General features: G+C 67.4%; 22 protein-coding genes. 6 read left to right on the top strand and 16 right to left on the bottom strand.

The window, feature by feature from the left end; translation table 11 throughout:
- Window positions 1-22 precede the first annotated feature (22 nt).
- From hflX to dusB, 7 genes are all read right to left on the bottom strand, one after another.
- Window positions 23-1,315: a GTPase HflX gene (hflX, locus tag ACTJKY_RS13760; RefSeq protein WP_440846698.1), complete on the bottom strand. Its 1,293-nt coding sequence runs from the start codon at window positions 1,313-1,315 to the stop codon at window positions 23-25.
- Between the two features lie 7 nt (window positions 1,316-1,322).
- Complete coding sequence (gene hfq, locus ACTJKY_RS13755) at window positions 1,323-1,874, bottom strand: RNA chaperone Hfq (protein ID WP_277600097.1); 552 nt, start codon at window positions 1,872-1,874, stop codon at window positions 1,323-1,325.
- 64 nt (window positions 1,875-1,938) lie between these two features.
- Window positions 1,939-3,318 (bottom strand): nitrogen assimilation response regulator NtrX, encoded by a 1,380-nt coding sequence (gene ntrX, locus ACTJKY_RS13750; protein ID WP_440846697.1) that lies wholly within the window; start codon window positions 3,316-3,318, stop codon window positions 1,939-1,941.
- Window positions 3,315-5,582 (bottom strand): ATP-binding protein, encoded by a 2,268-nt coding sequence (locus ACTJKY_RS13745; RefSeq protein WP_440846696.1) that lies wholly within the window; start codon window positions 5,580-5,582, stop codon window positions 3,315-3,317. Before ACTJKY_RS13745 ends, ntrX begins: the two co-directional genes overlap by 4 nt.
- A gap of 94 nt (window positions 5,583-5,676) precedes the next feature.
- Window positions 5,677-7,116, bottom strand: a complete 1,440-nt coding sequence (gene ntrC, locus ACTJKY_RS13740; protein WP_440846695.1) for a nitrogen regulation protein NR(I) — start codon at window positions 7,114-7,116, stop codon at window positions 5,677-5,679.
- A complete protein-coding gene (locus ACTJKY_RS13735; protein ID WP_440846694.1) occupies window positions 7,113-8,222 on the bottom strand; it encodes a two-component system sensor histidine kinase NtrB in 1,110 nt (369 codons plus the stop codon). Before ACTJKY_RS13735 ends, ntrC begins: the two co-directional genes overlap by 4 nt.
- Entirely contained in the window at window positions 8,198-9,196 is a 999-nt protein-coding gene (dusB, locus tag ACTJKY_RS13730) for a tRNA dihydrouridine synthase DusB (protein WP_440846693.1), read from the bottom strand. The genes ACTJKY_RS13735 and dusB overlap by 25 nt, the downstream gene beginning before the upstream one ends.
- Window positions 9,197-9,341: 145 nt before the next feature.
- Between dusB and ACTJKY_RS13725 the strand changes: the two genes are divergently transcribed.
- Entirely contained in the window at window positions 9,342-10,499 is a 1,158-nt protein-coding gene (locus ACTJKY_RS13725; protein ID WP_440846692.1) for a bifunctional 2-C-methyl-D-erythritol 4-phosphate cytidylyltransferase/2-C-methyl-D-erythritol 2,4-cyclodiphosphate synthase, read from the top strand.
- A gap of 39 nt (window positions 10,500-10,538) precedes the next feature.
- Window positions 10,539-11,075 (top strand): CinA family protein, encoded by a 537-nt coding sequence (locus ACTJKY_RS13720; RefSeq protein WP_121076935.1) that lies wholly within the window; start codon window positions 10,539-10,541, stop codon window positions 11,073-11,075.
- Here ACTJKY_RS13720 and ACTJKY_RS13715 read toward each other — a convergent pair.
- Both ACTJKY_RS13715 and lipA read right to left on the bottom strand, forming a co-directional pair.
- A complete protein-coding gene (locus tag ACTJKY_RS13715) occupies window positions 11,000-11,497 on the bottom strand; it encodes a type II toxin-antitoxin system RatA family toxin (RefSeq protein WP_121076933.1) in 498 nt (165 codons plus the stop codon). The two genes, ACTJKY_RS13720 and ACTJKY_RS13715, sit on opposite strands and share 76 nt — an antisense overlap.
- On the bottom strand, window positions 11,497-12,429 hold the full coding sequence (gene lipA, locus ACTJKY_RS13710) for a lipoyl synthase (protein WP_440846691.1): 933 nt from the start codon (window positions 12,427-12,429) through the stop codon (window positions 11,497-11,499). Before lipA ends, ACTJKY_RS13715 begins: the two co-directional genes overlap by 1 nt.
- A gap of 130 nt (window positions 12,430-12,559) precedes the next feature.
- On the opposite strand from lipA, the gene ACTJKY_RS13705 reads away from it, so the two are divergent.
- On the top strand, window positions 12,560-13,189 hold the full coding sequence (locus tag ACTJKY_RS13705) for a carbonic anhydrase (RefSeq protein WP_440846690.1): 630 nt from the start codon (window positions 12,560-12,562) through the stop codon (window positions 13,187-13,189).
- Window positions 13,190-13,250: 61 nt separating this feature from the next.
- Here the strand turns inward: ACTJKY_RS13705 and ACTJKY_RS13700 are convergent, their stop codons facing one another.
- The 3 genes from ACTJKY_RS13700 to aspS are packed head-to-tail and all read right to left on the bottom strand — an operon-like array spanning window position 13,251 to window position 16,901.
- On the bottom strand, window positions 13,251-14,027 hold the full coding sequence (locus ACTJKY_RS13700) for a polyphosphate kinase 2 family protein (RefSeq protein WP_440846689.1): 777 nt from the start codon (window positions 14,025-14,027) through the stop codon (window positions 13,251-13,253).
- An 8-nt stretch (window positions 14,028-14,035) separates the two neighbouring features.
- The gene (locus tag ACTJKY_RS13695; RefSeq protein ID WP_440846688.1) at window positions 14,036-15,052 is read right to left on the bottom strand and encodes a 2-hydroxyacid dehydrogenase; all 1,017 of its coding nucleotides are present in this window, start codon (window positions 15,050-15,052) and stop codon (window positions 14,036-14,038) included.
- A 16-nt stretch (window positions 15,053-15,068) separates the two neighbouring features.
- A complete protein-coding gene (aspS, locus tag ACTJKY_RS13690) occupies window positions 15,069-16,901 on the bottom strand; it encodes an aspartate--tRNA ligase (protein WP_440846687.1) in 1,833 nt (610 codons plus the stop codon).
- Window positions 16,902-17,048: 147 nt separating this feature from the next.
- Here aspS and rnd point away from each other — a divergent pair, with 147 nt between their 5' ends.
- Together rnd and ACTJKY_RS13680 are read left to right on the top strand one after the other, a co-directional pair.
- Complete coding sequence (gene rnd, locus ACTJKY_RS13685) at window positions 17,049-18,224, top strand: ribonuclease D (protein ID WP_440846686.1); 1,176 nt, start codon at window positions 17,049-17,051, stop codon at window positions 18,222-18,224.
- Window positions 18,221-18,511, top strand: coding sequence for an I78 family peptidase inhibitor (locus ACTJKY_RS13680; protein ID WP_440846685.1), 291 nt, complete (start codon window positions 18,221-18,223; stop codon window positions 18,509-18,511). Before rnd ends, ACTJKY_RS13680 begins: the two co-directional genes overlap by 4 nt.
- Before the next feature lie 6 nt (window positions 18,512-18,517).
- Here ACTJKY_RS13680 and ACTJKY_RS13675 read toward each other — a convergent pair whose 3' ends face one another.
- Window positions 18,518-19,891: a cryptochrome/photolyase family protein gene (locus ACTJKY_RS13675; RefSeq protein ID WP_440846684.1), complete on the bottom strand. Its 1,374-nt coding sequence runs from the start codon at window positions 19,889-19,891 to the stop codon at window positions 18,518-18,520.
- Between the two features lie 113 nt (window positions 19,892-20,004).
- Here ACTJKY_RS13675 and ACTJKY_RS13670 point away from each other — a divergent pair, with 113 nt between their 5' ends.
- Window positions 20,005-20,886, top strand: a complete 882-nt coding sequence (locus tag ACTJKY_RS13670; protein ID WP_440846683.1) for a diacylglycerol/lipid kinase family protein — start codon at window positions 20,005-20,007, stop codon at window positions 20,884-20,886.
- 143 nt (window positions 20,887-21,029) lie between these two features.
- Here the strand turns inward: ACTJKY_RS13670 and ACTJKY_RS13665 are convergent, their stop codons facing one another.
- From ACTJKY_RS13665 to ACTJKY_RS13655, 3 genes are all read right to left on the bottom strand, one after another.
- Window positions 21,030-23,714, bottom strand: a complete 2,685-nt coding sequence (locus tag ACTJKY_RS13665) for a valine--tRNA ligase (RefSeq protein WP_440846682.1) — start codon at window positions 23,712-23,714, stop codon at window positions 21,030-21,032.
- 69 nt (window positions 23,715-23,783) lie between these two features.
- Window positions 23,784-24,137, bottom strand: a complete 354-nt coding sequence (locus tag ACTJKY_RS13660) for a response regulator (protein WP_294250784.1) — start codon at window positions 24,135-24,137, stop codon at window positions 23,784-23,786.
- 40 nt (window positions 24,138-24,177) lie between these two features.
- A complete protein-coding gene (locus ACTJKY_RS13655; protein ID WP_440846681.1) occupies window positions 24,178-26,571 on the bottom strand; it encodes a response regulator in 2,394 nt (797 codons plus the stop codon).
- Window positions 26,572-26,639: the final 68 nt, after the last annotated feature.

Here is a 26,639-nt window from a genome sequence, read left to right as displayed (position 1 = left end):
GTCAAGAGCACTTGCGCTCCGCTTACCCCCGCGTGACGAACCGCTCGTAGTCGCGCGGCGCCATGCGGACTTCGTAGACCGCCTGCTCGTCCTCGATATGCTGCTCGATCACGTCGCCATGCTGGTGCAGCCACGCCGCAGCCGCGCCGTCGGCAGGATCCAGCCGCAGGGTATAGCGGCGATGCCCCTCGGTGAGCCGCGCGGCGACAGCTTCCACCAGCGAGTCGACGCCCTCCCCGGTCAGCGCAGAGATCACCCGCACCTCGTCGGTGCGGCGCGCAGCCATCGCCAGCGCATCTTCGCGCTGCTCATCGTCGAGCAGGTCGAGCTTGTTCCACGCCTCGAAGCGCGGCGTCTGCTCGGACACGCCGATTTCCTGGAGCACCTTCTCTACGTCCACGCGCTGCGCTTCGGTATCGGGATGCGCGATGTCGCGCACATGGATCAGCAGGTCGGCCGAGACCACCTCCTCCAGCGTCGCCTTGAAGGCGGCGACCAGCTGGGTCGGCAGTTCGGAGACGAAGCCCACCGTGTCCGACACGATCGCCTTGTCGATGCCCGGCAGCGAAATCTGGCGCAACGTCGGGTCGAGCGTGGCGAACAGCAGATTCTCCGCCATCACCCCGGCACCGGTCAGCCGGTTGAACAAGGTCGACTTGCCGGCATTGGTATAGCCGACCAGCGCCACCACCGGCCAGGGCGCACGCTGCCGCCGGTCGCGGTGGAGCGTGCGGGTGCGGCTGACCTGGTCGAGCTCGCGCCGGAGCCGCGCCATGCGGTCGCGGATCAAGCGGCGGTCGGCTTCGATCTGGGTTTCGCCCGGGCCGCCGAGGAAGCCGAAGCCGCCGCGCTGCCGCTCGAGGTGGGTCCAGCTTCGGACCAGCCGGCCCGCCTGATAGTCAAGGTGCGCGAGTTCGACCTGCAACCGCCCTTCGGCGGTACGCGCGCGTTCGCCGAAGATTTCGAGGATCAGGCCGGTACGGTCGATCACCTTGCAGCCCAGCGCCGTCTCGAGGTTGCGCTGCTGCACCGGCGTCAGGCCCGCATCGAATACCGCGAGCTGCAGCTCGCCGTCGCGGACCGTCTCGGCCAGGGCTTCCACCTGGCCCGAGCCGATCAGCGTGCCAGGCTTGGGCTGGCGCAGCCGAACGGCGACCCGCTCGACCACGTCGACGCCGATCGCCGCGGCGAGGCCGGCCGTTTCCTCCAGCCGCGCCTCGGCGTCGCGCGAGCTTCCGCCCATGTCCGGATAAACGACGAGCGCGCGTGCGCCCCGCGCGAATTCGTCGGGGTCGCGCTCGAAACCAGTGCTCATGCGAGGATCAATCCTCGTCGCCGCCGTTGGTTTCCTCGGCGAGGTTCAGCGGGTGCGCGGGTTGCACGGTGGAGACCGCATGCTTGTAGACCAGCTGGGCCATGCCCTCGCGCTGGAGCAGCATGCAGAACAGGTCGAATGCCGCGATCTGGCCTTGCAGCATCACGCCGTTCACGAGGAACATGGTGACGTTTTCCTGCTGCTTGCGGACCGCATTCAGGAAGATTTCCTGCAGCACCGGGTTCTTGTGCTGATATTCGCCCGCCGCCGTGAGCAGCGCGGCAAGGTCCATCGGGCCCGAGGGCATGATGGTGGAAATGGCATGCTTGTAGATCAGCTGCGACTGGCCGTCGCGGCGGAGCAGCACCGAAAAATTATCGAACCAGGTGACGATCCCCTGGAGCTTGACGCCCTTGACGAGGAACATCGTCACCGGCGTCTTCGACCGGCGCAGTGAGTTGAGGAACAGGTCCTGAAGCGAAGTCTGCTTCTCTGCCATATGGTGGCTCCATTTATTCTTGGCGGGATTTGTCCCGCGGTGCGCCGTTCCCGGCGTCAGGGTCGGCGCCACCCCGGCGCCGGGATCCAATCTAGGAGCTTCGTGCGCTTCCGTCCATAGCGGCTCAATCCTCGCGTGCGTCGGTGATGCCGAGCAGCTTGAGCTTGCGGTGCAGCGCCGAGCGCTCCATCCCGATGAAGCTCGCGGTGCGCGAGATGTTGCCCGAGAAGCGGCGGATCTGGACGCGCAGATATTCGCGCTCGAAGCTCTCGCGCGCTTCCTTGAGCGGGGCGCCCATGATCGCGTTCGAGGCCATGCCGGTGCCGCTGTCGTTCTGGCGGCCCAACACTTCGGGGGGCAGCAGGTCGACGTCGATCCGGCCGATCCGGTCGCCCGGCGCCAGGATTACGGTACGCTCGACGACGTTGCGCAGCTGGCGGACATTGCCCGGCCAGTCATAGCTCTGCAGCGCCACCATCGCGTCGGCGGCGATCTCGGGCGTCGGTACGCGGCGTTCGGAGGCATAGTGGGCAACATAATGCTCGACCAGCGCGGGGATGTCTTCGCGGCGATCGGTCAGCGCCGGAATCGGCACCGGCACCACGTTGAGCCGGTAATAGAGATCCTCGCGGAAGCGGCCGCCGGCGATCTCCGCCATCAGGTCGCGCGCTGTCGCCGAGACTACGCGGACGTCCACCTTCACCACGCGGGTGCCGCCGACGCGGCTGAAGCTCTGGTCGGTCAGCACGCGGAGGATCCGCGCCTGGGTGGCGACCGGCATGTCGGCGATCTCGTCGAGGAACAGCGTGCCGCCATGCGCCTGTTCGAGCAAGCCGGGGCGGACGAGGTCACCGCTCTCCTCAACGCCGAACAGCTCGTCGTCGACCCGGTCGGGCGTCATCCGCGCCGCGCTGACGATCACGAAGGGCGCATCGGCGCGCTGGCTCCAGCCATGGAGCAGCCGCGCCGCGACTTCCTTGCCGACGCCGGCGCCGCCGGTGATCAGCACCCGGCTGCCGGTCGAGGCGACGCGCTTGAGGGTGGCGCGCACCGTGTTGATCGCGGTGGAGGTGCCCTGCAGGTCGTTCCCCCGCCCCGTCACCGCGCGCAGCGAGGCGACTTCGCGGCGGAGGCGTTCGGTCTCGGTCGCACGCGCGACCATCAGCAGCAGCCGCTCGGCCTCGAAGGGTTTCTCGATAAAGTCCGAGGCGCCGCGGCGAATCGCCGCCACCGCGGTATCCAGATTGCCGTGGCCCGAGATCACCAGCACCGGGATCGAGGGATCGCGCCGCTTGATCTCGTCGAGCAGTTCGAGCCCGTCGAGCCGCGAGCCCTGCAGCCAGACATCGAGCAGCACCAGGCTGGGCCGCCGCTCGGCGATGGCCTCCAGCGCCGAGTCGCTGTCGGCGGCGTTGCGGGTGGCGTACCCCTCGTCCTCCAGCACGCCGGCTACCAGTTCGCGGATGTCGCGCTCGTCGTCGACGACGAGAATGTCCAGGCTCATGTTCTGCTTCCGATCCGGGTGAGCATGGCCGGGCGCGCGTCCTTCGCGTCGTCCGGCGTCTCCGTGAGTGCAACGCTGGCAAGCATCGCGGTATCGAAGCACAGCGTCACGAGCGTACCGCCGCCGGGGCGGTCGGCAAAGCCGATCGTGCCGCAATGTTCTTCGACGATCTTCTTGACGATGGCGAGGCCCAGGCCGGTGCCCCGGCTGCGCGTCGTCATATAGGGTTCGACGATCCGGTCCCGCTCGACCGGCAGGCCGACGCCGTTGTCGGCAAGCGTGAGCATCAGCTTGTCATCGCCTTCGGGCTGGATGGTGAGGTGCACCTCGCCCTGCAGCAGGTCCGCCCCCTGCCCCGCCGCCTCGTTGCGCGCCTCGATCGCCTCGACGGCATTCTTGACGACGTTGGTCAGCGCCTGGCCGATCTGGCGGCGATCGCACACCAGCGAGGGCGCCGGATCGGGTGCGTCGAGGGTGAAGCGCAGCGTCGGGTGCGCGACTTCGTGCAGGAACATCGCCTGCCGGGCGATATCGAGCAGCGACTCGCGCCGGAACATCGGCTTGGGCATCCGCGCGAAGGACGAGAATTCATCGACCATCCGCCGCAGATCGCCGACCTGGCGGACGATCGTCTCGGTCAGCCGCGCGAACACGCCGTCGCTCTGGTCGACCTGCTTGCCATAGCGGCGCTGGAGCCGTTCCGCGGCGAGCTGGATCGGGGTGAGCGGGTTCTTGATCTCGTGCGCGATGCGGCGCGCGACGTCCGCCCAGGCGGCGCGGCGCTGGTCGTTGAGCTGCTGGGTGATGTCGTCGAAGGTCAGCACCTGGCCGCCCTCGTCGGTGGTGACCTTCACCGCCAGCGTCCGCGCCTCGCCGCCGCTGGCGATCTGCACGATTCCCTCGCGCTCGCCGCTGGCCAGCATCGTCTCGAGCTCGGGGGCGAGGGCCTCCAGCGGCTGGCCGACCGGTTGCTCGGCCGCGTTGCGCAGCAGCGCGATCGCCGAGGCATTGATCAGCCGAACCCGGTGATCGCCACCGATCGCGATCACGCCCGCCGACACGCCCGACATGACCGCTTCGATCAGCGCACGGCGGCTGTCGAGCTGGGCGTTGGCGGTGACCAGCGCGTTGGTCTGGTCCTGCAACCGCTCGGTCATGCTGTTGAAGGCGATGCCGAGCGTGGCGATCTCGTCGATCCGCTCCGGCGTCGGTACCCGCGCGCTGAGGTCGCCGTCCGCCACCTGCCCCGCCGCCTGAACGAGCTGGTCGACCGGGCGCACCAGCCGGTCCGCCACGGCAAGCGCGATCCAGGTGGCGATGCCGACGATCAGCAGCGCGACGCCGAACAGCACCGCGTTGAACTGCAGCTGGAGCGAGCGCGACCGGGCGATCAGCGCCGAATATTCATGCCCGATCCGATCCGAGGCGAGGTTCTGGCGGTTGAGGAAGTCGACGTTGTTCGGCGTGGCGACATAGAGGAACAGGTTCGCCGAACGGTCGACCGGCGTCACCACCCACACCATCTCGGAATCGTAATTGATGTAGCTGTCCTCGTTGCGCAGCACATTGAGCACCTTGCCCGAGACGCGACGCTTGAAGGTGGGCCCGGACGGCGCCTCATAGGCATAGAGCGCCTCGACGCGCTTGCCGTCGATCACGCGGAACAGCACTGACTGGAAGAACTGGCGGAAATAGGTCTGGCGGAGGAACCAGTCCTCGAAGACGGCCGAACGCTCGGGCACCTTGGGCGAGGTTTCGAGCATGTCGCTGACCATCTGCCGCGCCTCGCCCTTCCAGCGCTGGATCACCAGCCCCTTGCCCTCATTGGCGAGCGCCTGGGTCGACGTGAGTGCCGCACGCGCGCGCTCCGATCCCCAGAGCTGGATGCCCGACTGGAACATGATCGAGGCGGCGATCACCGCCAGCACGATCGGCACGCTGGCCATCAGCGAGAACACCGCGACCAGCCGCACATGCAGCCGCCCGCCGCCTGCGAGGGCAGATCGCGCGGTTCGCTTGAGCGCGATCCGCCGCCCGATCAGCACGATCAGCGCGACATAGGGGAGCAAGTTGACGAGCAGCAGCGCCGCGGCGACGCCCGGGCTGAACAGCTGCTGGTTGGAATGCTGGCGAACGAACCAGTAGGTGATGATCGGCGTAGCGACGGCCAGCGCGACCACCAGCATCTCGACCAGCCGAAACGCCCGTCCGGGGCGCGACCAATCTTCAGGGCTATCGAGACTCGTTGGAGCTACGGCGACCATTGCACTCTGTGTACACAGGGATTGTGGCCAAAAGAACACATAATATTGCGGATTTGTCACCCGTACGCATCGGCCCGCCGCAGATCACGTGTCTTTAGCTTGCCGGATCGTCCCCTCGCGTCGCAATTCCCAGCGTATCCAGGCGCTTGCGAAGCGTGTTCCGATTGATCCCCAGTGCCCGCGCGGCGCGCAGCTGGTTCTGCTGGTGGCGCGCAAGCATCATCTCGATCAGCGGGCGCTCGACTTCGCTGATGATCCGGTCGTAGAGCGTGCCGTCGTCGAGCGCGCGCGGCTCCTCCAGCGCGATCCGCTCCAGGCGGGCGCGGATCGCCGCCTCGATACCGGCGTCGCGGGCGACCGGCATCACGCCGCCGCCATCGCCCAGCGCACGGCGGAGCGCGGCCGCGTCGATCCACTCGTCGCGCGACAGTGCGGCGATGCGGCGCATCAAGTTCTCGAGCTCGCGGACATTGCCCGGCCAGTCGAGCGTCTCGAGCAGCGCCACCGCGTCCTTGTCGAGCTGCTTGCGCGGCAGCCCGTCCTCGGCGGCACGGTCGAGGAAATGACGGGCGAGCAGCGGGATGTCCTGGCGGCGCTCCCGCAGCGCCGGGAGGCTGATCGGCACCACGTTGAGGCGGTAGAACAGGTCCTCGCGGAACTGGCCGACCTGCACCAGCTGGGCGAGATCCTTGTTGGTCGCCGCGACGATGCGGACATCGGCGCGGATCGTCCGCGCGCCGCCGACGGTGGTGAACTCGCCCGACTGGAGCACGCGCAGCAGCCGCGTCTGCGCATCCATCGGCATGTCGCCGATCTCGTCGAGGAACAAAGTCCCGCCGGCCGCCTGCTCGAACTTGCCGGCTACGCGCGCCTGGGCGCCGGTGAAGGCGCCGCGTTCATGACCGAACAGCTCGGCCTCGATCAGTTCGCGCGGGATCGCTGCCATGTTGAGCGCGACGAAGGGCGCGCGGCGGCGGGGCCCCAGGTCGTGGATCGCCTTGGCGACCAGTTCCTTGCCGGTCCCCGACTCACCGCTGATCAGCACGGTGAGATCGTTGGAGACGACGCGGGCGATCACCCGATAGACCTCTTGCATCGCCGGCGAGCGGCCGATCAGCGAGGGGCCCCCGCCCTGCTCGGCATCGGGCTGGTCGGTGGGGCGACGGCGGCCGCGCGCCATCGCGCTCTGCACCGCATGGGTCAGCACGTCGAGATCGAACGGCTTGGGAAGATAGTCGAACGCGCCGACTTCGGTGGCGCGGACGGCCGTGGCCAGCGTGTTCTGCGCCGAGAAGACGATCACCGGCAGCGCCGGATGCTCGGCCATCAGCCCGGAGACGACATCGAGCCCATTGCCATCGGGCAGCACCACGTCGGTGACCAGCACATCGGGCACGCCGGTGGTCAGCGCACGGCGCAGCTCGGCGACGCTCGCGGCGGTGGCGACGCGGTGCCCCTCGCGCTTGAGTGCGGCGGCGACCACGGTGCGGATCGCGGCGTCGTCGTCGACGACCAGAACCGAGCCCGGCGTCATGCCGTGGCTCGCGGCAACAGGATGCGGAACACCGTAACCTCCGGTTCGCGTTCGCGGGCATATTGGACGATCCCGCCCATGTCCCGCACCAGTTTCTCGACGAGCGGCAGCCCCAGCCCCTTGCCCTCCGGCTTGCCCGAGACGAACGGCTCGAACAGATGCTCGGCGATGTCGGCGGGGGCGCCGGGGCCATTGTCCATCACGCAGATCTCGATCGGCAGCGGCCGCCGCGGCTGGCCGGGACCTGCATTGACCGACATGCCGTGGCGGAAGGCGGTCGACAGGATGATCCGCGGCTGGGCGAGGCCTTTCAGTGCCTCGGCGGCGTTCTTGAGCAGGTTGATCAGCACCTGCAGGAAGGCGTCGCGATCGACCAGCACCGGCGGCAGCGAGGGATCGAACCATTCCTCGATGACGATCCCGCGAGCGAACCCGGCCAGCGCCACGCGGCGGCCATGATCGAGCAGCGGGTAGATGTTGGTCGGGGCCAGATCGAGCGGCCGGGTGTCGGTGAAATCCTGCATCCGGTCGATCAGCGCGGCGATGCGATCGACTTCGGTGGTGATCAGCCGGGTGAGCTCGCCGTTGGTCTCGGGGTCGCCGCCGCTCTGGAGCAATTGCGCCGCACCGCGGATGCCGGAAAGGGGGTTCTTGATCTCGTGCCCCAGCATCGCCGCCGCACCGATCGCGGCCCGCGCACCGGCGGTGCGGTCGAGGCCATGGTTCATCTTGCGCGCCTGCGGGGCGTGATGCAGCGTCACGATCCGCCAGCCGGGATGGTCGGGCACCTGGCTTTCTAGGAAGTCGACGCGCAGCCGCGAGCCGCGCACCGCCTCGATCTCGGCATCGAACGCCGCGAAGCCGCGCCCTTCCCGGCGCTCGGTATAATCCTCGGGAGGCAGCAGCACCGCATCGTATGGCTGGCCCACCATGCTGGTCTCGCTATGGTTGAGCAGCACCTCGCAGGCGGGGTTGGCATGGGCGATGCGCCCGTCCGGATCGAGCACGAGCACCGCTACCGGCAGCGCGCCGAACAATTCGGCGAAGCTGGGTCCTTCTACGGTTTGCGGGCGGAACCGCTTCAGGCCGCCGCGCGGGAAAGCCACGGCTCGTAGAACTCCGCCAGCATGTCGAGCACCTTGACCGGATCGACGACCTGGTTGACCTTGTTTCGGAACTCGGCCGAGCCGTGCAGCCCCTTGGTGTACCAGCCGAGATGCTTGCGCATCATGTTAACGCCCACCTCGTTGCCATAATGGCCGAGCGTCTCGACATAATGCTCGGTGATCACGCGATATTGTTCTTCGATGGAGGGTTCGGGCTTGTCGCCCTTGCCGGTCAGCGCGTCCATCACCTGGCGGAGGATCCACGGCTTGCCATAGGCGCCGCGGCCGATCATCACGCCGTCCGCGCCCGACTGGGCCAGGGCCTCGCGGGCATCGGCCACCGAGCAGATATCGCCATTGACGATCACCGGGATCGACACGGCATCCTTCACCCGGCGCACGAAGCTCCAGTCGGCCGAACCGCGATACATCTGGTTGCGGGTGCGACCATGGACCGTCACCAGCTTGGCGCCGAGATCCTGGGCGATCTTGGCGAGCTCGGGGGCGTTGAGGCTGTCGAGATCCCAGCCCATCCGCATCTTGACGGTCACGGGCGCCTTCACCGCGTCGACGCAGGCGCGAATGATCGCGCCGGCATGGTCGAGGTCGCGCATCAGCGCCGAGCCGGCATCGCCATTGGTCACCTTGCGGACCGGGCAGCCCATGTTGATGTCGATGATCGACGCGCCGCGATCCTCGTTGAGCTTGGCGGCTTCGGCCATCTCGTGCGGGGTGCAGCCGACCAGCTGCATCGAGACGGGCTCCTCGATCGGGTCCCAGGCCGCCTTCTGCACCGATTGCCGCGTCTCACGGATCGCGGCGGCGCTGGCGATCATCTCGGTGACGTTGAGGCCCGAGCCGAAGCGCCGCACCGCCCGCCGGAACGGCAGGTCGGTAACACCGGTCATCGGCGCAAGCAGCACCGGGGCTTCGACCGTGACGGGGCCGATCTGGATGGGGGCGAGTTCGCGCATCAATTCTGCCTGAAAATCAGGCAGCGCATGTAGCGATCCGGGGCCGGAAGGGCAAGGTCGCAGAAATCCGAGCGGGCCGTGACATAGCATTGCCCGGCCGGTGCAGGCCTACCGCTGCCCCGCAAACTTCGCTAGGCGCTCCGCCATGACCGCGTTCAGGACCGCCGCCATCCTCGTCGCCGCCGGCAGCGGCACCCGCGCCGGGGGCAGTGTGCCCAAGCAATATGTCCTGCTTGGCGGCAAGCCGCTGCTCGCCTATGCCCATCAGGCGCTAAGCAGCCATCCCAAGATCCATGCGGTGCTGACCGTGATCGGCGAAGGCCAGGAAGCGCTGCTCGAAGCGGCGCTCGGCACCACGACCTTCGTCACCGGCGGCGCCACCCGGCGCGAATCGGTGCGGAACGGGCTGGAGGCGCTGCTTGCCGGCGGCTTCACCCATGTTCTGATCCACGACGCGGCCAGGCCCTTTCTTCCGGCGCGGGTCGTCGACGACCTGCTGACCAGCCTCGGCACGGCTGGCGGGGCGATCCCCGCGCTCCCCGTCGCCGACACGCTCGTCCGCGGCGAAGGGGACCTGATCGGCGACACCGTCCCGCGCGACACCCTCTACCGCGTCCAGACCCCGCAGGCCTTCGCCTTCGATGCCATTCTCGACGCGCATCGCCGCTGGCCCGCTGAGAAGGAGGCGACCGACGACGCCCAGATGCTGCGCGCGATCGGCGGCCAGGTCGCGCTCGTCTCCGGAGACCCGATGCTCGAAAAGATCACCCATCCCGCCGATTTCGCCGCCGCCGAGACGCGGCTGGCTTCTTCCATGCGCGTTCGCACCGCCACCGGCTATGACGTCCACCGCTTCGCCGAGGGCGAGGCGCTGTGGCTCGGCGGCGTGCGCGTGCCCCACAGCAAGGGCCTGTCGGGCCATAGCGACGCCGACGTGGCGCTCCACGCTATAACCGATGCGCTGCTCGGGACGATCGGCGCGGGCGATATCGGCATGCACTTCCCGCCCAGCGACCCACAATGGCGCGGCGCGGCCTCAGCCCGCTTCCTCGAACATGCCGCGTCGCTGGTAGCGGCCGAGGGCGGCGTGCTCGACTTCATCGACGTGACGCTGATCTGCGAGGCGCCCAAGATCGGCCCGCACCGCGAGGCAATCCGCGCCTCGATCGCGGCGATCCTCGGTCTCGATCCGGGACAGGTCAGCGTGAAGGCCACCACCACCGAGCGCCTGGGTTTCACCGGCCGCGGCGAGGGCATGGCCGCGCAGGCTGTCGCAACCGTACGCGCACCTGCAAGGAACTGACTCGTAACACCCTTCATCCAATGGCAAGGGGGCGCCGTTATGGACACGATTCTTCCCACCGAGCTCGTAGAAGCTGCGCGTAAGGTCATCGACGCAAACCGCGCCGCCGGCCGCCGCGTCGCCGTCGCAGAGAGCTGCACCGGCGGCCTGGTCTCCGCCGCGCTGACCGAATTGCCGGGTTCGTCCGACGTCTTCGACGCCGGCTTCGTCACCTATTCCAACGACGCCAAGATGGACGTGCTGAAGGTGAGCCTCGATGTGCTCGAGACCTTCGGCGCCGTCTCGATCGCGGTCGCCTGGAGCATGGCACAGGGCGTGCTGGAGCGCACCAAGGCCGACGTCGCGGTGGCGATCACCGGCATCGCCGGTCCGGGCGGGGCGACCGAGAACAAGCCGGTCGGCACCGTCGTCTTCGCCCAGGCGATCCGCGGCGCCGATCCCAAGCACGTCGTCGCCGACGCGCGCCATTTCGAGAATAACGGCCGCGGCGGCATCCGCCTTCAGGCGGCGTTGTGCGCGCTCGACCTGTTGATGCCGTCGCCCGAAGTGCCGGTCGAGGAACCCGAAGCGGCGTAAAGCTTCGCCGCGCGCTCCTCGAACGCACCGATCATCTTGCGGAGCGCGCGGTCGAACACCTGGCCCGCCAGCATCTCGAACACCCGGTTCTTGAACGCGAAGTCGACGCAGAAATCGACGTAACAGCCGCCCTGCCCGTCCGGCCGGAACTTCCAGTCGTTCGACAGGTGCTTGAGCGGTCCATCGACATATTCGACATGCACGGTCTCAGGCCGCGCCTTGGTGACGCGCGAGGTGAAGGTCTCGCGCAGCCCCTTGAAGCCGACGATCATGTCCGCGACGACCTGGGTGTCGCTCGACGAGCGGACGCGCATCGCGCTTACCCAGGGCAGGAACTCGGGGTAGCGCGCGACATCGGCCACCAGATCGAACATCTGTTCCGGCGTGTAGGGGAGATGCCGGGTTTCGCTGTGCTTGGGCATCAGGCCTTGGCGCTCGCCTTCGCCAGCTTGGCTTCGCGGGCCGCGCGCATCTCGGCGAAATCCTCGCCGGCATGGTAGCTGGAGCGCGTGAGCGGGGTCGAGGCGACCTGCAGGAAGCCCTTGGCCCGCGCGATCGCGCCATAGGCCTGGAAATTCTGCGGGGTCACGAACTCCTCGACCTTCGCATGCTTCGGCGTCGGCTGGAGATACTGCCCCATGGTCAGGAAATCGATGTCGGCCGAGCGCATGTCGTCCATCACCTGGTGGACCTCCAGGCGCTGCTCGCCCAGACCCAGCATGATACCCGACTTGGTGAAGATCGACGGATCGAGCCGCTTCACCGTCTCCAGCAGCCGCAGCGAGGCGTAGTAGCGCGCGCCCGGGCGGATCATCGGATAGAGCCTGGGGACGGTTTCGAGATTGTGATTGTACACATCCGGCCGCGCGGCGACGATCGCCTCGATAGCGGCCTCGTGCTTGTTGCGGAAATCCGGGGTCAGGATCTCGATCGTGGTGGTCGGGCTTGCCTTGCGGATCGCCTCGATCACCTTGACAAACTGCTGGGAACCGCCGTCGGGCAGGTCGTCCCGGTCCACCGAGGTGATGACGATATGCTCCAGGCCCATCTGCACCGCCGCCTCGGCGACATGCTGGGGCTCTAGCGGATCGACCTTGCGCGGCATGCCGGTCTTGACGTTGCAGAAGCGGCAGGCGCGCGTGCAGACGTCGCCCAGGATCATCACCGTCGCGTGTTTCTTGGTCCAGCACTCGCCGATATTCGGACAGGCGGCCTCTTCACACACCGTGGTGAGGTTCTTGGAGCGCATCAACGCACGGGTCTTGGCGAACCCTTCCGAGGTGGGGGCCTTGACGCGGATCCAGTCGGGCTTGCGGACGCGCTCGGGGCGCGGCAGCGGAGTCTGCTCGTTCATGGGGGGCAGATAGAGCGCCCGAACGCGTTTCGCCAGTCCCGGAAATTGCGCATGGCGTTGCAAGGAGCGTAAGCGGCGTGCGCGCGTTCGCCCCGTCGACAAGCCCAACGAGGACGACTAGGCGACGCACATGGCAGGATTTCGAGAACTCATCGGCGGCTATCACCGCTTCCGCACCGAAGGCTGGAGCCAGCAGCGCGCGCGCTGGGCCGAGCTGTCCGAGGGCCAGAGCCCTAAGGTGATGGTGATTGCCTGCTCCGACAGCCGAGTCGATCCGGCCCAGATCTTCGACACCTCGCCGGGCGAAATCTTCGTGGTGCGCAACGTCGCCAACTTGGTCCCGCCGTTCGAGATGGGCGGCGGCCGTCACGGCGTGTCGGCAGCGCTGGAATTCGCGGTGACGCAGCTCGAAGTGCCCGAGATCGTGGTGATGGGCCACGGCGCCTGCGGCGGCGCGCATGCGGCGCTCACGCAGCGTTTCGCCGATGCCGAAAATGGCGAAGGCGGGTTCATTGCGCACTGGGTCGACATGCTGGAGGGCGCGCGCGAGCGGATCGTTGCCGAGCATGGCGAGGGTCCGGCGGCGGTGCGCGCGATGGAGCAGGAGACCGTCCGCGTCTCGATCCGCAACCTGCGCAGCTTCCCCTTCGTCGCCGACCGCGAGGCGGCGGGCACGTTGAAAATTCACGGGGCGTATTTCGCGATCGCCGACGGCGTTCTGCACGTGATGCGCGACGACGGCACCTTCGCGGCGGCCTAAGCCTGCCTCCTGAACTTGCGCTCCCCTCCCGCACGCGGAAGGGGAGCGCAAGTCCGCAGGGTCAGAACTTCCCCAGCGCTTCGGTCGCCACCTTCACCACTTCCGGGTCGAGCTCCGGCGGCACCATCGGCACGTGCTTTTCCAGCTGCTCGGCGATGGCGGTCAGTGCCGCGATCCGCGCGGCCTTCTTGTTGTTGCCGTCGATCACCGTCCAGCGCGCATGCGGCGTGTCGGTCTCGTGGAACATCTCGTGCATCGCATCGAGATAATCGGCCCGCCGCGCGCGGTTGCGGAAATCGTCCATGCCGGTCTTCCACCGCTTCCACGGATGGGTCAGCCGGTCGCGCAGGCGCTTGTCCTGGGTCTTCTGCGTCACGTGGAGGAAGAGCTTGATCAGCGTCGCGCCGTTGTTGACCTGCTGCGCCTCGAAATCGTTGATCTCGGCATAGCCGCGCCGCCAGTCGCTCTCGCTGGCATAGCCCTCGACCCGCTCGACCAGCACCCGGCCGTACCAAGTGCGATCGAACACCGCGATGTTGTGCTGGGCGGGCAGCCGCTGCCAGAAACGCCACAGGAAGTGATGGGATTGCTCTTCCTGGGTCGGCGCGGAGATCGGCCAGACCTCATAATAGCGCGGGTCCCATTCGGCGGTGAGGCGCTTGATCACCCCGCCCTTCCCCGCCGCGTCCCAGCCTTCCAGTGCGATGATCGCGCGGCGCTTATGGATGATGTGCGCGGTCTGGATGTGGCTCAACCGCTTCTGCAGCTTGGCCAGCTCGGCGTCATAGTCGCCGTCGAAATGGTCGCCGGCCTCGTAGTCGGAAAGATCGATCGTCATGGGAGCCCCTAACGTGCAGGCGCGATCAAGGCTGCATCGACCCGGTTCGCAAGCGGTCGCCCCGCCTCAAAATCGGCAATGCTGGCCAGCGTCGTCTCGGCGATCGCCGACAGCGCTTCTTCGGTAAGAAAGGCCTGATGGCCAGTGATCAGCACGTTAGGGAAGGTGAGCAGCCGCTGGAACTGGTCGTCGGCGATGATCTCGTTCGACAGATCCTCGAAGAACAGATCGGCCTCCTGCTCGTACACATCGAGCGCGACGGCGCGGACCTTCCGCGCCTTGAGGCCCTCGATCAGTGCGCCCGTGTCGATCAGCGCGCCGCGGCTGGTGTTGACGATCACCAGCCCGTCCCGCGCCTCGGCGATCACCTGCGCATCGATCAGCCGATGCGTCTCCGGCGTGAGCGGACAATGCAGCGTGATGATCTCGGCGGTGCGCAGCAACTCGTCCCGCGGCACGTAGCGGACGCCGATCGCCTCGAGCTCGGGATCGGCGTGGAGATCGCTCGCCAGCACGGTGCAGCCGAAGCCGGCTCGCAGCGCCCTAGCGACCAGGGCACCGATCTTGCCGGTGCCGATCACGCCGACGGTGCGGCCATAGAGGTTGCGGCCGATCAGCCCGTCGAGCGCGAAGTTGTTTTCCCGCACCCGGGCCCAGGCCCGGGGGATCTGCCGGTCGACCGCCAGCAGCAGCCCGACGGTGAACTCCGCCACGGCGTGAGGCGAATAGGCGGGCACTCGAACCACCGCGATGCCTAGCCGCTCGGCCGCAGCAAGATCGACATTGTTGAAGCCGGCGCAGCGCAGCGCCACCAGCCGCACGCCGACCTTCGCCAGCGCCTCCAGCACGCTCGCGTCCACGCCGTCGTTGACGAAGACGCACACCGCCGCATGCCCCGCCGCCAGCGGGGCGGTCAGCGCATCCAGGCGGGGTTCGAGAAAGGTCAGGTCATGGCCGAAGCGGGCGTTCGCCTCGGCAAGGAAGCGGCGGTCATAGGCCTTGGTATTGAATACCGCGACGCGCATGACCGCCGGCCTCCGCTCAGCCGGCCTTGGGGCCGTCGATGCCCGGCGCCAGGCGGATGTGCAGTTCCTTGAGCTGCTTGTCGCTCACCGCCGACGGCGCGTGCATCATCAGATCCTCGGCCTTCTGCGTCATCGGGAAGGCAATCACTTCGCGGATGTTCGGTTCGTCGGCGAGCAGCATCACGATGCGGTCGACACCCGGTGCCGAACCGCCGTGCGGCGGCGCGCCGAACTTGAAGGCGTTGATCATGCCCGCGAAGTTGGTGTCGACATCGGCCTGCGTATAGCCGGCGATCTCGAACGCCTTGTACATGATCTCCGGCTTGTGGTTCCGGATCGCGCCCGAGGACAGCTCGATGCCGTTGCAGACGATGTCGTACTGATAGGCGAGGATGTCGAGCGGGTTCTTGGTCTCCAGCGCCTCCAGCTCGCCCTGCGGCATCGAGAAGGGGTTGTGGCTGAAATCGACCTTCTTGGCATCCTCGTCATACTCGAACATCGGGAAGTCGACGATCCAGCAGAACTCGAAGCGCTTCTTGTCGATCAGCTCGAGCTGGTCGGCGACGCGGGTGCGCGCCAGGCCGGCCAGCTTGGCGGCCTGCGCTTCCTTGCCCGCGGCGAAGAAGATGCCGTCGTTCGGGCCCAGGCCCATGGCTTCCGCCATCGCCTTCATGCCGTCCTGGCCATGGTTGTTGGCGATCGGGCCGCCGAACACGCCGTCCTTCTGCGTCGCATAGCCGAGGCCCGGGAAGCCTTCGCTCTGCGCCCAGCTGTTCATGTCGTCGAAGAACTTGCGGCTTTTCTCGTGGGTGCCCGGCGCCGGGATCGCGCGGACGACGTCGCCGCCCTCGACGATCGAGGCGAAGCGGCCGAAGCCCGAGCCCTTGAAGAAGTCCGACACGTCGGTGATCACCAGCGGGTTGCGCAGGTCCGGCTTGTCGTTGCCGTACTTCAGCATCGATTCGCGGTAGGGGATGCGCTTGAACGGCAGCGCGCTGACGCTGCGGCCCATGCCTTCCCAGTCGGCGAATTCCTCGAACACGCCGTGCAGCACCGGCTCGATTGCGGCGAACACGTCGTCCTGGGTGACGAAGCTCATCTCGAAGTCGAGCTGGTAGAACTCCCCCGGCGAACGATCGGCGCGCGCGTCCTCGTCGCGGAAGCAGGGGGCGATCTGGAAATAGCGGTCGAAGCCGGCGACCATCAGCAGCTGCTTGAACATCTGCGGCGCCTGCGGGAGTGCGTAGAACTTGCCCGGATGGACGCGGCTGGGGACGAGATAGTCGCGCGCGCCCTCGGGGCTCGACGCGGTGAGGATCGGGGTCTGGAACTCGGTGAAGCCCTGGTCGATCATACGCCTACGCAGCGACGCGATGACGTTCGAGCGCAGCAGGATGTTCTTGTGGACCTTCTCGCGGCGGAGATCGAGGTAGCGGTTCCGCAGGCGGATCTCTTCCGGATATTCCTGGTCGCCGAACACCGGCATCGGCAGGTCGGCGGCGGCCGACTGGACGGTCACCTCGCGCACACGAATCTCGATTTCGCCAGTCGGCAAGTTCGAGTTCACAGTACCCTCAGCCCGCGCCGCAACCTCGCCCGTAATCGTTATGACCGACTCGGAGCGAGCAGACTCGAGAACTTGGAAGGGATCGTGGTACTCTTTGATTTTTTCAACCACTGCGTCGGTGTCGTCGACCACAAGCTGGGTGACGCCGTAGTGGTCGCGCAAATCGACAAACAGGAGCCCCCCATGGTCGCGCTTGCGGTGCACCCAGCCCGACAGGCGGACGGTTTGCCCGACGTCCGCGGAGCGGAGCTGGGCGCAGGTATGGGTGCGATAGGCGTGCATGTTGCGGTTCTTCTCACCTTGTCGTCATCCCCGCCAGGGTAGGCGGTGCCGGTCCGGGCCGGCGCGACGATATTGAAACACTATGACCGCGCGCATTCCGGTCACACCCCACTTTTGTCAACCCGAAGACCGGTATATGGGCGTCTGATGCACATTCATGGTCTGATCGAAGACAGCGTCACCCTCGCCGAACTCTGCAAACGCCTCGCGAAGTCCGACTTCATCACGGTCGACACCGAGTTCATGCGCGAAAACAGCTACTGGCCCGAGCTCTGCCTCATTCAGGTGGCCAACGACAAGGAGGCCGCGGCGATCGATCCGATGGCCCCGAACCTCGACATGGGCCCCCTGCTCGAACTGATGGTCAACAACGAGGACGTGCTCAAGGTCTTCCACGCCGGCGGCCAGGACATCGAGATCGTCTACAACCTTACCGGCAAGACCCCGCACCCGATGTTCGATACCCAGGTCGCCGCGATGGCCCTCGGCCAGGGCGAGCAGATCGGCTATTCGAACCTGGTCGACACCTATCTCGGCATCGTCGTCGACAAGGGCGCCCGCTTCACCGATTGGGCGCGCCGCCCGCTCGACAAGCGCCAGATCGACTATGCTATCGCCGACGTGACGCACCTCTCCGCCATCTTCCCCAAGATGCTGGAAAAGCTGCGCAAGTCCGGCCGCGGCGTGTGGCTGGACCAGGAGATGGAGCGGATCTCCAACCCCGAGAACTACCGCAACGATCCCGATCAGGTGTGGCAGCGCGTCCGCATCAACAGCCGCAAGCCGGAGGTGCTGGGCCGCCTCAAGGCGCTGGCCCGCTGGCGCGAGCTGGAGGCGCAGGGCAAGGATCTGCCGCGCGGCCGCATCGTCAAGGACGAGACGCTGGCCGACATCGCCGCCAACCCGCCGCGCAAGCAGAGCGACCTCGCCAAGGTGCGTGGTCTCTCCGCCGCCTGGGCGGGCAACGACATCGGCGGCCGGATGATGGCGGCGATCGCCGAGTCGAAGCCGATGCCGGCCGACGAGATGCCCGGCCGCGAGGAGCGCAAGCCATCGCTCGGCAAGGACGGCGCGCTGGTTGCCGATCTGCTGAAGCTGCTGCTCAAGATCCGCGCCAAGGAAGTCAACGTCGCGCCGCGCTTGCTGGCGCGTTCGGAGGATCTCGAAGCGCTGGCTTCCGGGGTGCGCAAGGACCTGCCGATCCTGGAGGGTTGGCGCTACGAGCAGTTCGGCCGCGACGCGCTGGCGCTGGTCGAGGGCCAGCTCGGCTTCGCGGTGCGCAACGGCAAGCTCAAGATGAGCCGCACCGAGGATCCGGCATGATCCGCGCCCTCACCCTGCTCGCGCTGGCCGGCACGGCTGCCGGTTGCGCGCCGCAGAAAAAGGCCGAGCCGCTGCCGGCGGTGGTGCAATGCGATGCCAATCGCGTGCAGGACCTCAAGGGCAAGCAGCGCTCGCCCGCGATCGAGGCCGACGCCCTCGCCCGCTCGGGGGCCAAGCGCATCCGCTGGGTCGAGCCGGGCTCGGCGGTGACGATGGACTTCCGCGTCGAGCGGCTGAACCTCCATGTCGACGCAGCCGGCACCATCACCGACGCCCGCTGCGGCTGAGCCCGCTCAGCGGACCGCCCTGCCCGCCGCGAGCGCGCGCTCCCGCGCCTCGCGGTGGTCGATGCGCTTGGGTGGATAGGCGGCGGGGCGGCATCCTGCCGCCTCGGGATCGTGGATCACGCTATCCGGCAGCTTGGCGAGTTCCGGCACCCATTGCCGGATATAGCCCGCCGCATCGAACTTCTCGGACTGGCTGAGCGGCGCCATTACCCGGCTCCACTGGCTCGAGTCGACGCCCGAGCCCGAGACCCATTGCCAGTTCACCGCGTTGTTGCCGTAATCGGCATCGACCAGCGTGTCCCAGAACCAGCGCTCGCCCTCGCGCCAGTCGATCAGCAGATGCTTGATCAGGAAGCTGGCCGCGATCATCCGCACGCGGTTGTGCATCCAGCCGGTCGCCCAGAGCTGGCGCATGCCCGCATCGACGATCGGATAGCCGGTCTGCCCACGTTGCCAGGCGCGAAGATCGGCCTTGGCGTCGCTGCCGCCCCGCCACTCCATCTTGTCGAAGGCGGGACGGCCGTTCTTCGCGGCGTAATCGGGAAACTGGCAGATCAGGTTCTGGGTGAAGTCCCGCCAGCCCAGCTCGCGCAGATATTCCTCCACCTCCCCGCCCGCATCCTCCACCGCGTGCCAGACCTGGGCCGGAGAGACCTCGCCGAAATGGAGGTGGGGCGAAAGGCGCGAGCTGCCTTCGATCGAGGGCAGGTTGCGGGTGTCGTCATAGCGGGCGGCATGGTCCTGGAAGCGTTGTAGCCGCTTGTGCGCCCCGGCCTCGCCTGGCGTCCACTCCTCGCGGAAGCCGCCTGCCCAGTCCGGCGCGGTCGGGAGCAGATTCCAGTCTTCCAGACTGTCGCTCTCCGGCCATTGCAACGGTGCGTCGATCCTCTGCGGCACCCGCAGCGGCGGCGCCGGGGGCAAGCGCTCGCGCAGCGCCCGCCAGAAGGGCGTGAAGATCTTGTAGGGCTGGCCAGCGCCCGTCGTGACCGCCCCCGGCGGCAACAGGTAATTGCCGTCGTGGCAGCAGAGCGTCAGCCGCTGCGCCACCGCCCGCTCGGCATTGCGCCACCAGGGTTCGTAATGGCGGATGCAATGGGCTGTGGTCGCGCCGGTCTCCTCGGCGAGCCGCGCCAGTTCCACGTCGCTCTTGCCCCGGCGCAGGATCAGCCGCGATCCCTTCTCGCGCAGCGCCGCGTCGAGGGCAGCCAGGCTGTGGTGCAGCCACCAGCGCGAGGCGCCGCCCATCGCGCGGTGCTTGGCCGTCTCGTCATCGAGCACATAGACCGGGATCACCGCCCCTTCCTCCACCGCGGCGACGAGCGCGGGTTGATCGGCAAGGCGGAGGTCGCGGCGGAACCAGAGCAGGACGGGTGCAGGCATAGGCGCAGAAACGCGCAAGTCCGGGCGAAGGCGACCTGTCCGCTGGAACAGGGGGCATGGACCCGATCGGCGCGTGCGGGCGTTACGCTGCCGTCATCAATTCAGGGGGTCCCATGGCATTCACATCGGCGGCGATGGTCGTCAACACCAAGTCCCGCCACGGCCAGGACTGGTTCGACCGCGCCTGCGCCCGCTTCGGCGAGCAGGACATGCCCGTCGACGCCCATGCCGTGCACGATCCCGATCGGCTGGAGGCGGTGCTGGCCGAGATTCTGGCAAAGAAGCCCGAGTTGGTGATCCTCGGCGGCGGCGACGGCACGATCAGCGGCCTGGTCGACAAGCTCGTCGGCAAGGGCGTGACGCTGGGCGTGCTGCCGCTCGGCACTGCGAACAGCTTCGCACGCTCGCTCGGCATCCCGCTCGACGTCGACGGCGCGATCGATGCGATCCTGCAGGGCAAGCCGAAGCGGATCGACCTCGGCATGATCGACGACGATTATTACGCCAGTACCGCGGCGATCGGCCTTTCGCCACAGATCGCCGAGACTGTGCCGCACAACGCCAAGCGCTGGTTCGGGCGGATGGGCTATCTCAGCTGGGCCGCGCTGCAGTTCGTCAAGTTCAAGCCGTTCACCGTGATCGTCGGCGAGGGCAAGGACGCCAAAAGGCTGCGTGCGGTGGAAGTGCGGATTTCGAACGGCCCCTTCCATGGCGGCACCGAGCTGGTCGACGAGGCCGGCGTCGCCTCGGGCGAGATCGTCGTCCAGGTGGTGAAGGGCCCGACCAAGTCGCGGCTGGTGCGCAACTGGGCGGCCTCGGTGCTGCGGCTCGAGGCGCGCAAGGAGGATACGGTGACGTTTCGCGGGCAATCGCTGCGCGTGGCAACCGAGCCGTCGCTGCCGATCTCGATCGACGGCGAGGTGCTGGCCAAGACGCCAGTGACCGCGAAGGTGGCGCCGGCGGTGATCGATGTGATGGTGCCGGTGTCGGAATAGCCAGTCACCCTCACCCTCCATCGCTACGCGATGGGCCCGTCCCTCTCCCGCAGGCGGGAGAGGGCTTAAGGTCCCTCTCCCGCCTGCGGGAGAGGGAGGGAGCCGCGAAGCGGCGGAAGGGTGAGGGTAAGTCGGGCTAGAAATTACCCCAGCCGCGCCAGCGCCGCCGCCAGCCGCTCGGCCTCGGCCGCCTTCTCGGCATGATCCGCCCGCGCCTTCTCGACCGCCTCGGGCTTAGCCCGCTCGACGAAGCTCGGATTGCCGAGCCGCCCAGCAAGACCGTCGCGCTCCTTCTCGGCCGCGGCGATCGCCTTCGTGAGACGGGCACGCTCGGCCTCCAGATCGACCACGTCGCCCAGCGGCATCACGAAGGTCGCTTCGTCCACGACCAGCTGTAGCGCGCCGCCCGAAGGCGCATCCCCCTGCGCCTGATCGACCCGGCCAAGCCGCGCCAGCGCCGCTTCTTGCCGCGTCAGACGCGCGACCGTCTCTTCCGACGCATCGCGGACGTGCAGCGCCAGACGTGCACCCGGCGGCACATTGAGTTCGGTCCGCGCCGCGCGGATCTCGCTCACCAGCCGGATCAGCCAGTCGATCTCCTGCGCCGCCGACGGATCGAGCGCCCGCGCATCGGCCATCGGCCACTTCGCCACGATCAGGTCATGGTCGCGCGGGCCCATTTTCGACCACAGCTCTTCGGTGATGAAGGGCATGAACGGGTGGAGCATGACGAGAATCTGGTCGAGCGCCCAGCCGGCAACCGCGCGCGTCTCTTCCGCATCGGCGGCAGCAACGCCTTCGCCCTGCAGCACCGGCTTGATCAGCTCGAGATACCAGTCGCAGAAGCGGCTCCAGACGAACTGGTAGATGCTGTTCGCCGCTTCGTCGAAGCGCAGATCGGCCAGCGCCAGATCCAGCGCCTGCACCGTTGCGATGGTTTCTGCGATAATCCAGCGGTTTACCGCCAGCTCTGCAGTCGGCGCCTCAAGATTCTTGCTCGCGGCGATGCCGTTGGACTGGCAGAAGCGCGCGGCGTTCCACAGCTTGGTCGCGAAGTTGCGATAGCCCTCGAGCCGCTTCTCATCCATCTTGATGTCGCGACCCTGGCTCTCCATCGCCGCCATGAAGAAGCGCAGCGCATCGGCCCCGTACTTGTCGATCATGCCCAACGGATCGACCGTGTTGCCCTTGGACTTGGACATCTTCTGGCCGTCCGCCGCGCGAACAAGACCGTGCAAATACAAGGTCTTGAACGGCACTTCCTTCATGAAGTGCAAACCCTGCATCATCATCCGCGCATCCCAGAAGAACAGGATGTCGAAGCCGGAAATCAGCACGTCGTTCGAGTAGCGCCCGCCGAGCGTCGGGTCGGTATTCTCCGGCCAGCCGAGGGTCGCGAACGGCCACAGCGCCGAGGAGAACCAGGTGTCGAGCACGTCTGGATCGCGGGTGAGCGCAACGCCCTCGCCCGCCTGCGCCTGCGCCTCTTCCTCGGTTTCGGCGACATAGGCCTTGCCGTCGGCGTCGAACCAGGCCGGGATGCGGTGGCCCCACCAGAGCTGGCGGCTGACGCACCAAGGCTGGATGTTCTCCATCCAGTTGAAGTAGGTCTTCTCCCAGCTCTTCGGCACGATCTTGGTTGCGCCCGAGCGGACCGCCTCGATCGCCGGCTTGGCGAGCGTCGCGGCGTCGACATACCATTGGTCGGTCAGCCACGGCTCGATCACCTGGCCCGAACGGTCGCCATAGGGCGCCTGGATGGTGCGCGGCTCGGCGTCGTGTTCGGCGCCTTCCTTGTCGACGAAGGGCACGAGGAAACCCTCGTCCTTGAGCCGCGCGACGATTGCCTTGCGCGCCTCGAAGCGATCGAGCCCGATCAGCTCGGCCGGCACCAGCCCGTCCTGCGTCTGGCAGATCGCGGCCTTGGCATCGAGCATGTTGAGCATCTCGCCGGCCTTGATGCCGGCGCGAACACCGACCTCGAAGTCGTTGAAATCATGACCAGGTGTGATCTTCACCGCGCCCGAGCCGAGCGCCGGATCGGCATGCTCATCGCCGACGATCGGGATCAGACGGCCCGTGATCGGCAGCTTGATCTGCTTGCCGATCAGCGCCTGGTAGCGTTCGTCCTCGGGATGCACGGCGACGGCCATGTCGGCGAGCATCGTCTCGGGCCGCGTCGTCGCGACCTGGATGAAGCCCGATCCGTCCGCAATCGGATAGCGCAGGTGCCAGAAATTGCCGCGAACTTCCTTGGTCTCGACCTCAAGGTCGGAGATTGCGGTGCCGAGGCCCGGATCCCAGTTCACCAGGCGCTTGTCGCGGTAGAGCAGGCCTTGGCGGTGAAGCTCGACGAACACCTTGAGGACGGCCTTGGAAAAGCCCTCGTCCATGGTGAATCGCTCGTTCGCCCAGTCCATCGAGCAGCCGAGCCGGCGCAGCTGGCGGGTGATCTGCCCACCGCTCTCGGCCTTCCACTCCCACACCTTGTCGACGAACGCTTCGCGCGTATAGTTGGTGCGCTTGTCCTGGCGCTCGTTGAGCTGGCGCTCGACCACCATCTGCGTCGCGATGCCGGCATGGTCGGTGCCGACCACCCAGCGCGCGTCCTTGCCCTTCAGCCGCGCGTGGCGGACGAGGATGTCCTGCAGCGTGTTGTCGAGCGCGTGGCCGATGTGCAGGCTGCCCGTCACGTTGGGCGGCGGGTTGACGATCGTCCAGGGCTCGGCGCCGGTGCGCTCGGGGCGGAACAGGCCTTCGTCTTCCCAATGGGCGTACCAGCGGGATTCGATTTCGGCGGGGTCGAAGGTCTTGGGGAGTTCGGTCATGATGACAGGGGCTTTAGCGTCGCCCCTGCCCTGCGCACAACCCTTGCCAACGCACCCTTCGCCCATGCCTCAGCTGAGCGTGCTGAGCACCTTGTCGACGCGATCCAGCGTGAACGGTTTGGACAGGACCGGCCGGTCCCGGTGCAGCGGCGCAATGCTGTCGTCGGCGCCGCCGGTCGCGAGCACGAAGGGAATGCCCAGTTCGGCGAGCTTGTCGGCGATCGGCCAGCTCTGCTCGCCGCCGCGCAAATTGACGTCGAGGATCGCCGCATCGATGCCGCCCGCCCCGATCCGGTCGAGCGCCTCGGCGACATTATCGGCGGTGCCTGCCGGCACACGATCCAGCGCATCGAGGAAATCCTCGAGCATCATGGCGATCAACGGCTCGTCTTCGACGATGAGAATGTTACGCGGACCCTGCATGCTGCCCCCTTTGCAGGAAAAATTGTTTCATGCCAAGCACTTATTTGGCCACCAGGATCTCCTGAACCGCTTCTGCAAGTTGTTGCACGGAAAAGGGTTTAGGCAGAAAGGCGACATTATCGAGATCGATCGAACGGCGCAATTGTTCCTCGGCATAGCCGGACATGAACAAGATCGGCAGATCGGGCCAACGCTCGCGGACCTTGCGTGCCATGCTGGGCCCATCCATCACCGGCATCACCACGTCGGAGACGAGCAGGTCCGGCTTGTCCATCGTCTCGATCGTTTCTAGCGCGACCTCGCCATTTTCGGCGGTGACCACCGAATAGCCCTGCCGGGTCAGCGCGCGCTCGGCGATCGCGCGGACCATGTCCTCGTCCTCGACGACGAGAATGGTGCCGGTGCCCCACAGATCGGCTGGCTTTTCCTTGACCACCGGCAGCTTGGCCACAGCGGCCTCGGGCGCGGTATGCACCGGCAGATAGATGGTGAAGGCCGCGCCGCCGCCTGGATTGTTCTCGGCGAAGATATAGCCGCCCGACTGCTTGATGATGCCGTAGACGGTCGACAGGCCGAGCCCGGTGCCCTTGCCCACTTCCTTGGTGGTGAAGAAGGGCTCCCAGATCTTGGGCAGGATCTCGGGCGGGATACCGGTGCCGGTGTCCGATATGCGCAGCGCGGTATAGTCGCCGACCGGCAGCACGTCGTCGTCCATCCGACGGACATCGGCCGAGGAGACCGCCAGCGTCTCGATCGTCAGCGAGCCGCCGCCGCTCGGGTTCTTGCTGAGCATCGAGTCGCGGGCGTTGACCGCGAGGTTGACCACCACCTGTTCCAGCTGCCCGGGGTCGGCGCGCACCGGCCCCAGATTGCGGCCATGCTTGACGTCGAGCGACACCGTCTCGCCAAGCAGCCGCTTGAGCAGGTTGGAAACCTCGGAGATGATGTCCGGCAGCTGCAGCACCTGCGGGCGCAGGGTCTGCTGGCGCGAGAAGGCGAGCAGCTGGCGCGTCAGGCTCGCCGCGCGGTTCGAGTTGGCACGGATCTGCTGGATGTCGTCATAGTCGCTGTCGCCGGGCGAATGGCGCATCAGCATCAGGTCGCAATGCCCGATGATCGCGGTGAGGATGTTGTTGAAGTCGTGCGCGACGCCGCCGGCGAGCTGGCCCACCGCCTGCATCTTGGTCGCCTGGGCGATCTGGCGCTTGAGTTTGCCCTCCTCGCCTGAGTCCCGAAGACTGAGCAGCACTGCCGCGTCGCCGAGCCCGCGGGCGCCGGCGATGGTGATCGCCACCGGCTCTTCCGAGACATCCTTCAGCCGGACGGTGATCTCGAGCGACTGGGGCGCGCCGCCGGCGAAGCGGCGGACGGCATCGGCCAGCGTCGCCTTGTCCTCGCGCACCACCAAGTCGCCCGGATAGAGCGGCGGCGCGGAGGGGTTCACCCGCGCGGTGCGAACGAACGCGTCGTTCATCGTCAGGAAGCGGCCGTCGCGATCGATCAGCGCCAGGCCGGTCGGCAACAGCGCGATCAGCGAATGGACATGGGCGGAAGCACTGCCGGCGATGGCGGGATTGGCAATCACCGCCGGCTCCTCGTCCAGCAGCGCGACCAGGAGCGGCGCCTCGTCTCCTTCGAGGAACGGGATCTGCAACACCCGAAGCGGCGTGCCTTCCATCCCCTCACGCTCGAACCGCACCTGGCCGATCGAGTCGGTGATCAGCAGCCCAGCGAAATCGCGCCCGTCGGCCATCGCATCGGCACTGCCGAGCGCGCGATGGCGGAACACGCGATTGGCCGAGCGGATGCGGCCATCGGGAGCCACCAGCACCACCATTACCCCCGCGCCGCCCAGCCGATCGCCGGTCGGGCCCGCTAGCAGCCCCTGTACCTGCACGGCCAGATCCAGTGCGTGGATACCGATGAACCGCCAGACGAGCGACTCGTCGCCCACCCGCGCGACCCGCACCGCGACCTGCGCGCCGAACACCTGCACATCGTTGCACCGGCTCTCGCCGTCGCGCCAGGCGGCGCGCGCGCAGGCGCCCAGCGCCCGCTCGCCTTCGTCGCCTATCGGCAGATTGGGCGGCGTCGGCCAGCCTCCGAACAAGGCCTCATATCGGGGATTGGCACAGACCATGCGGCCGCTGCGATCGGTCACCGCCAGCGCATCGTCGCTGGCAGAGGCAAGCGCATGGGCGATTGCCCAGTCGGTATAGCGTTCGATGCTGGTGGTCGGCGATCGGAACAGCCGCCCCATCGCGAGCATCACCCCCGCCGCGAGCAGCGCCGCGGCGAAGAACCCCATCGCGATCGCGCGATCGTTCAGGCTCGCGAGGATGACGCCGGCAGCCGCAACGCCGGTGAAAACCACCGCCACGATCGGCAGCAGCAGCGGCGGCTTGGGCAGTTCGGCGTCGGGCAGACTAGCCATGGTCCACCGATGTTCCGTCCCCGCCTCAGCGTCAAGCGCCGATCGCCTCAGTTCGGATGCGCCAGCGC

It is taken from the genome of Sphingomonas sp. 22176 (genome assembly GCF_052045505.1).
Lineage (GTDB): Bacteria > Pseudomonadota > Alphaproteobacteria > Sphingomonadales > Sphingomonadaceae > Sphingomonas.
The sequence above is the reverse complement of the archived record's forward strand: the minus strand, read 5'-3'. Positions and strand labels throughout refer to the sequence as shown.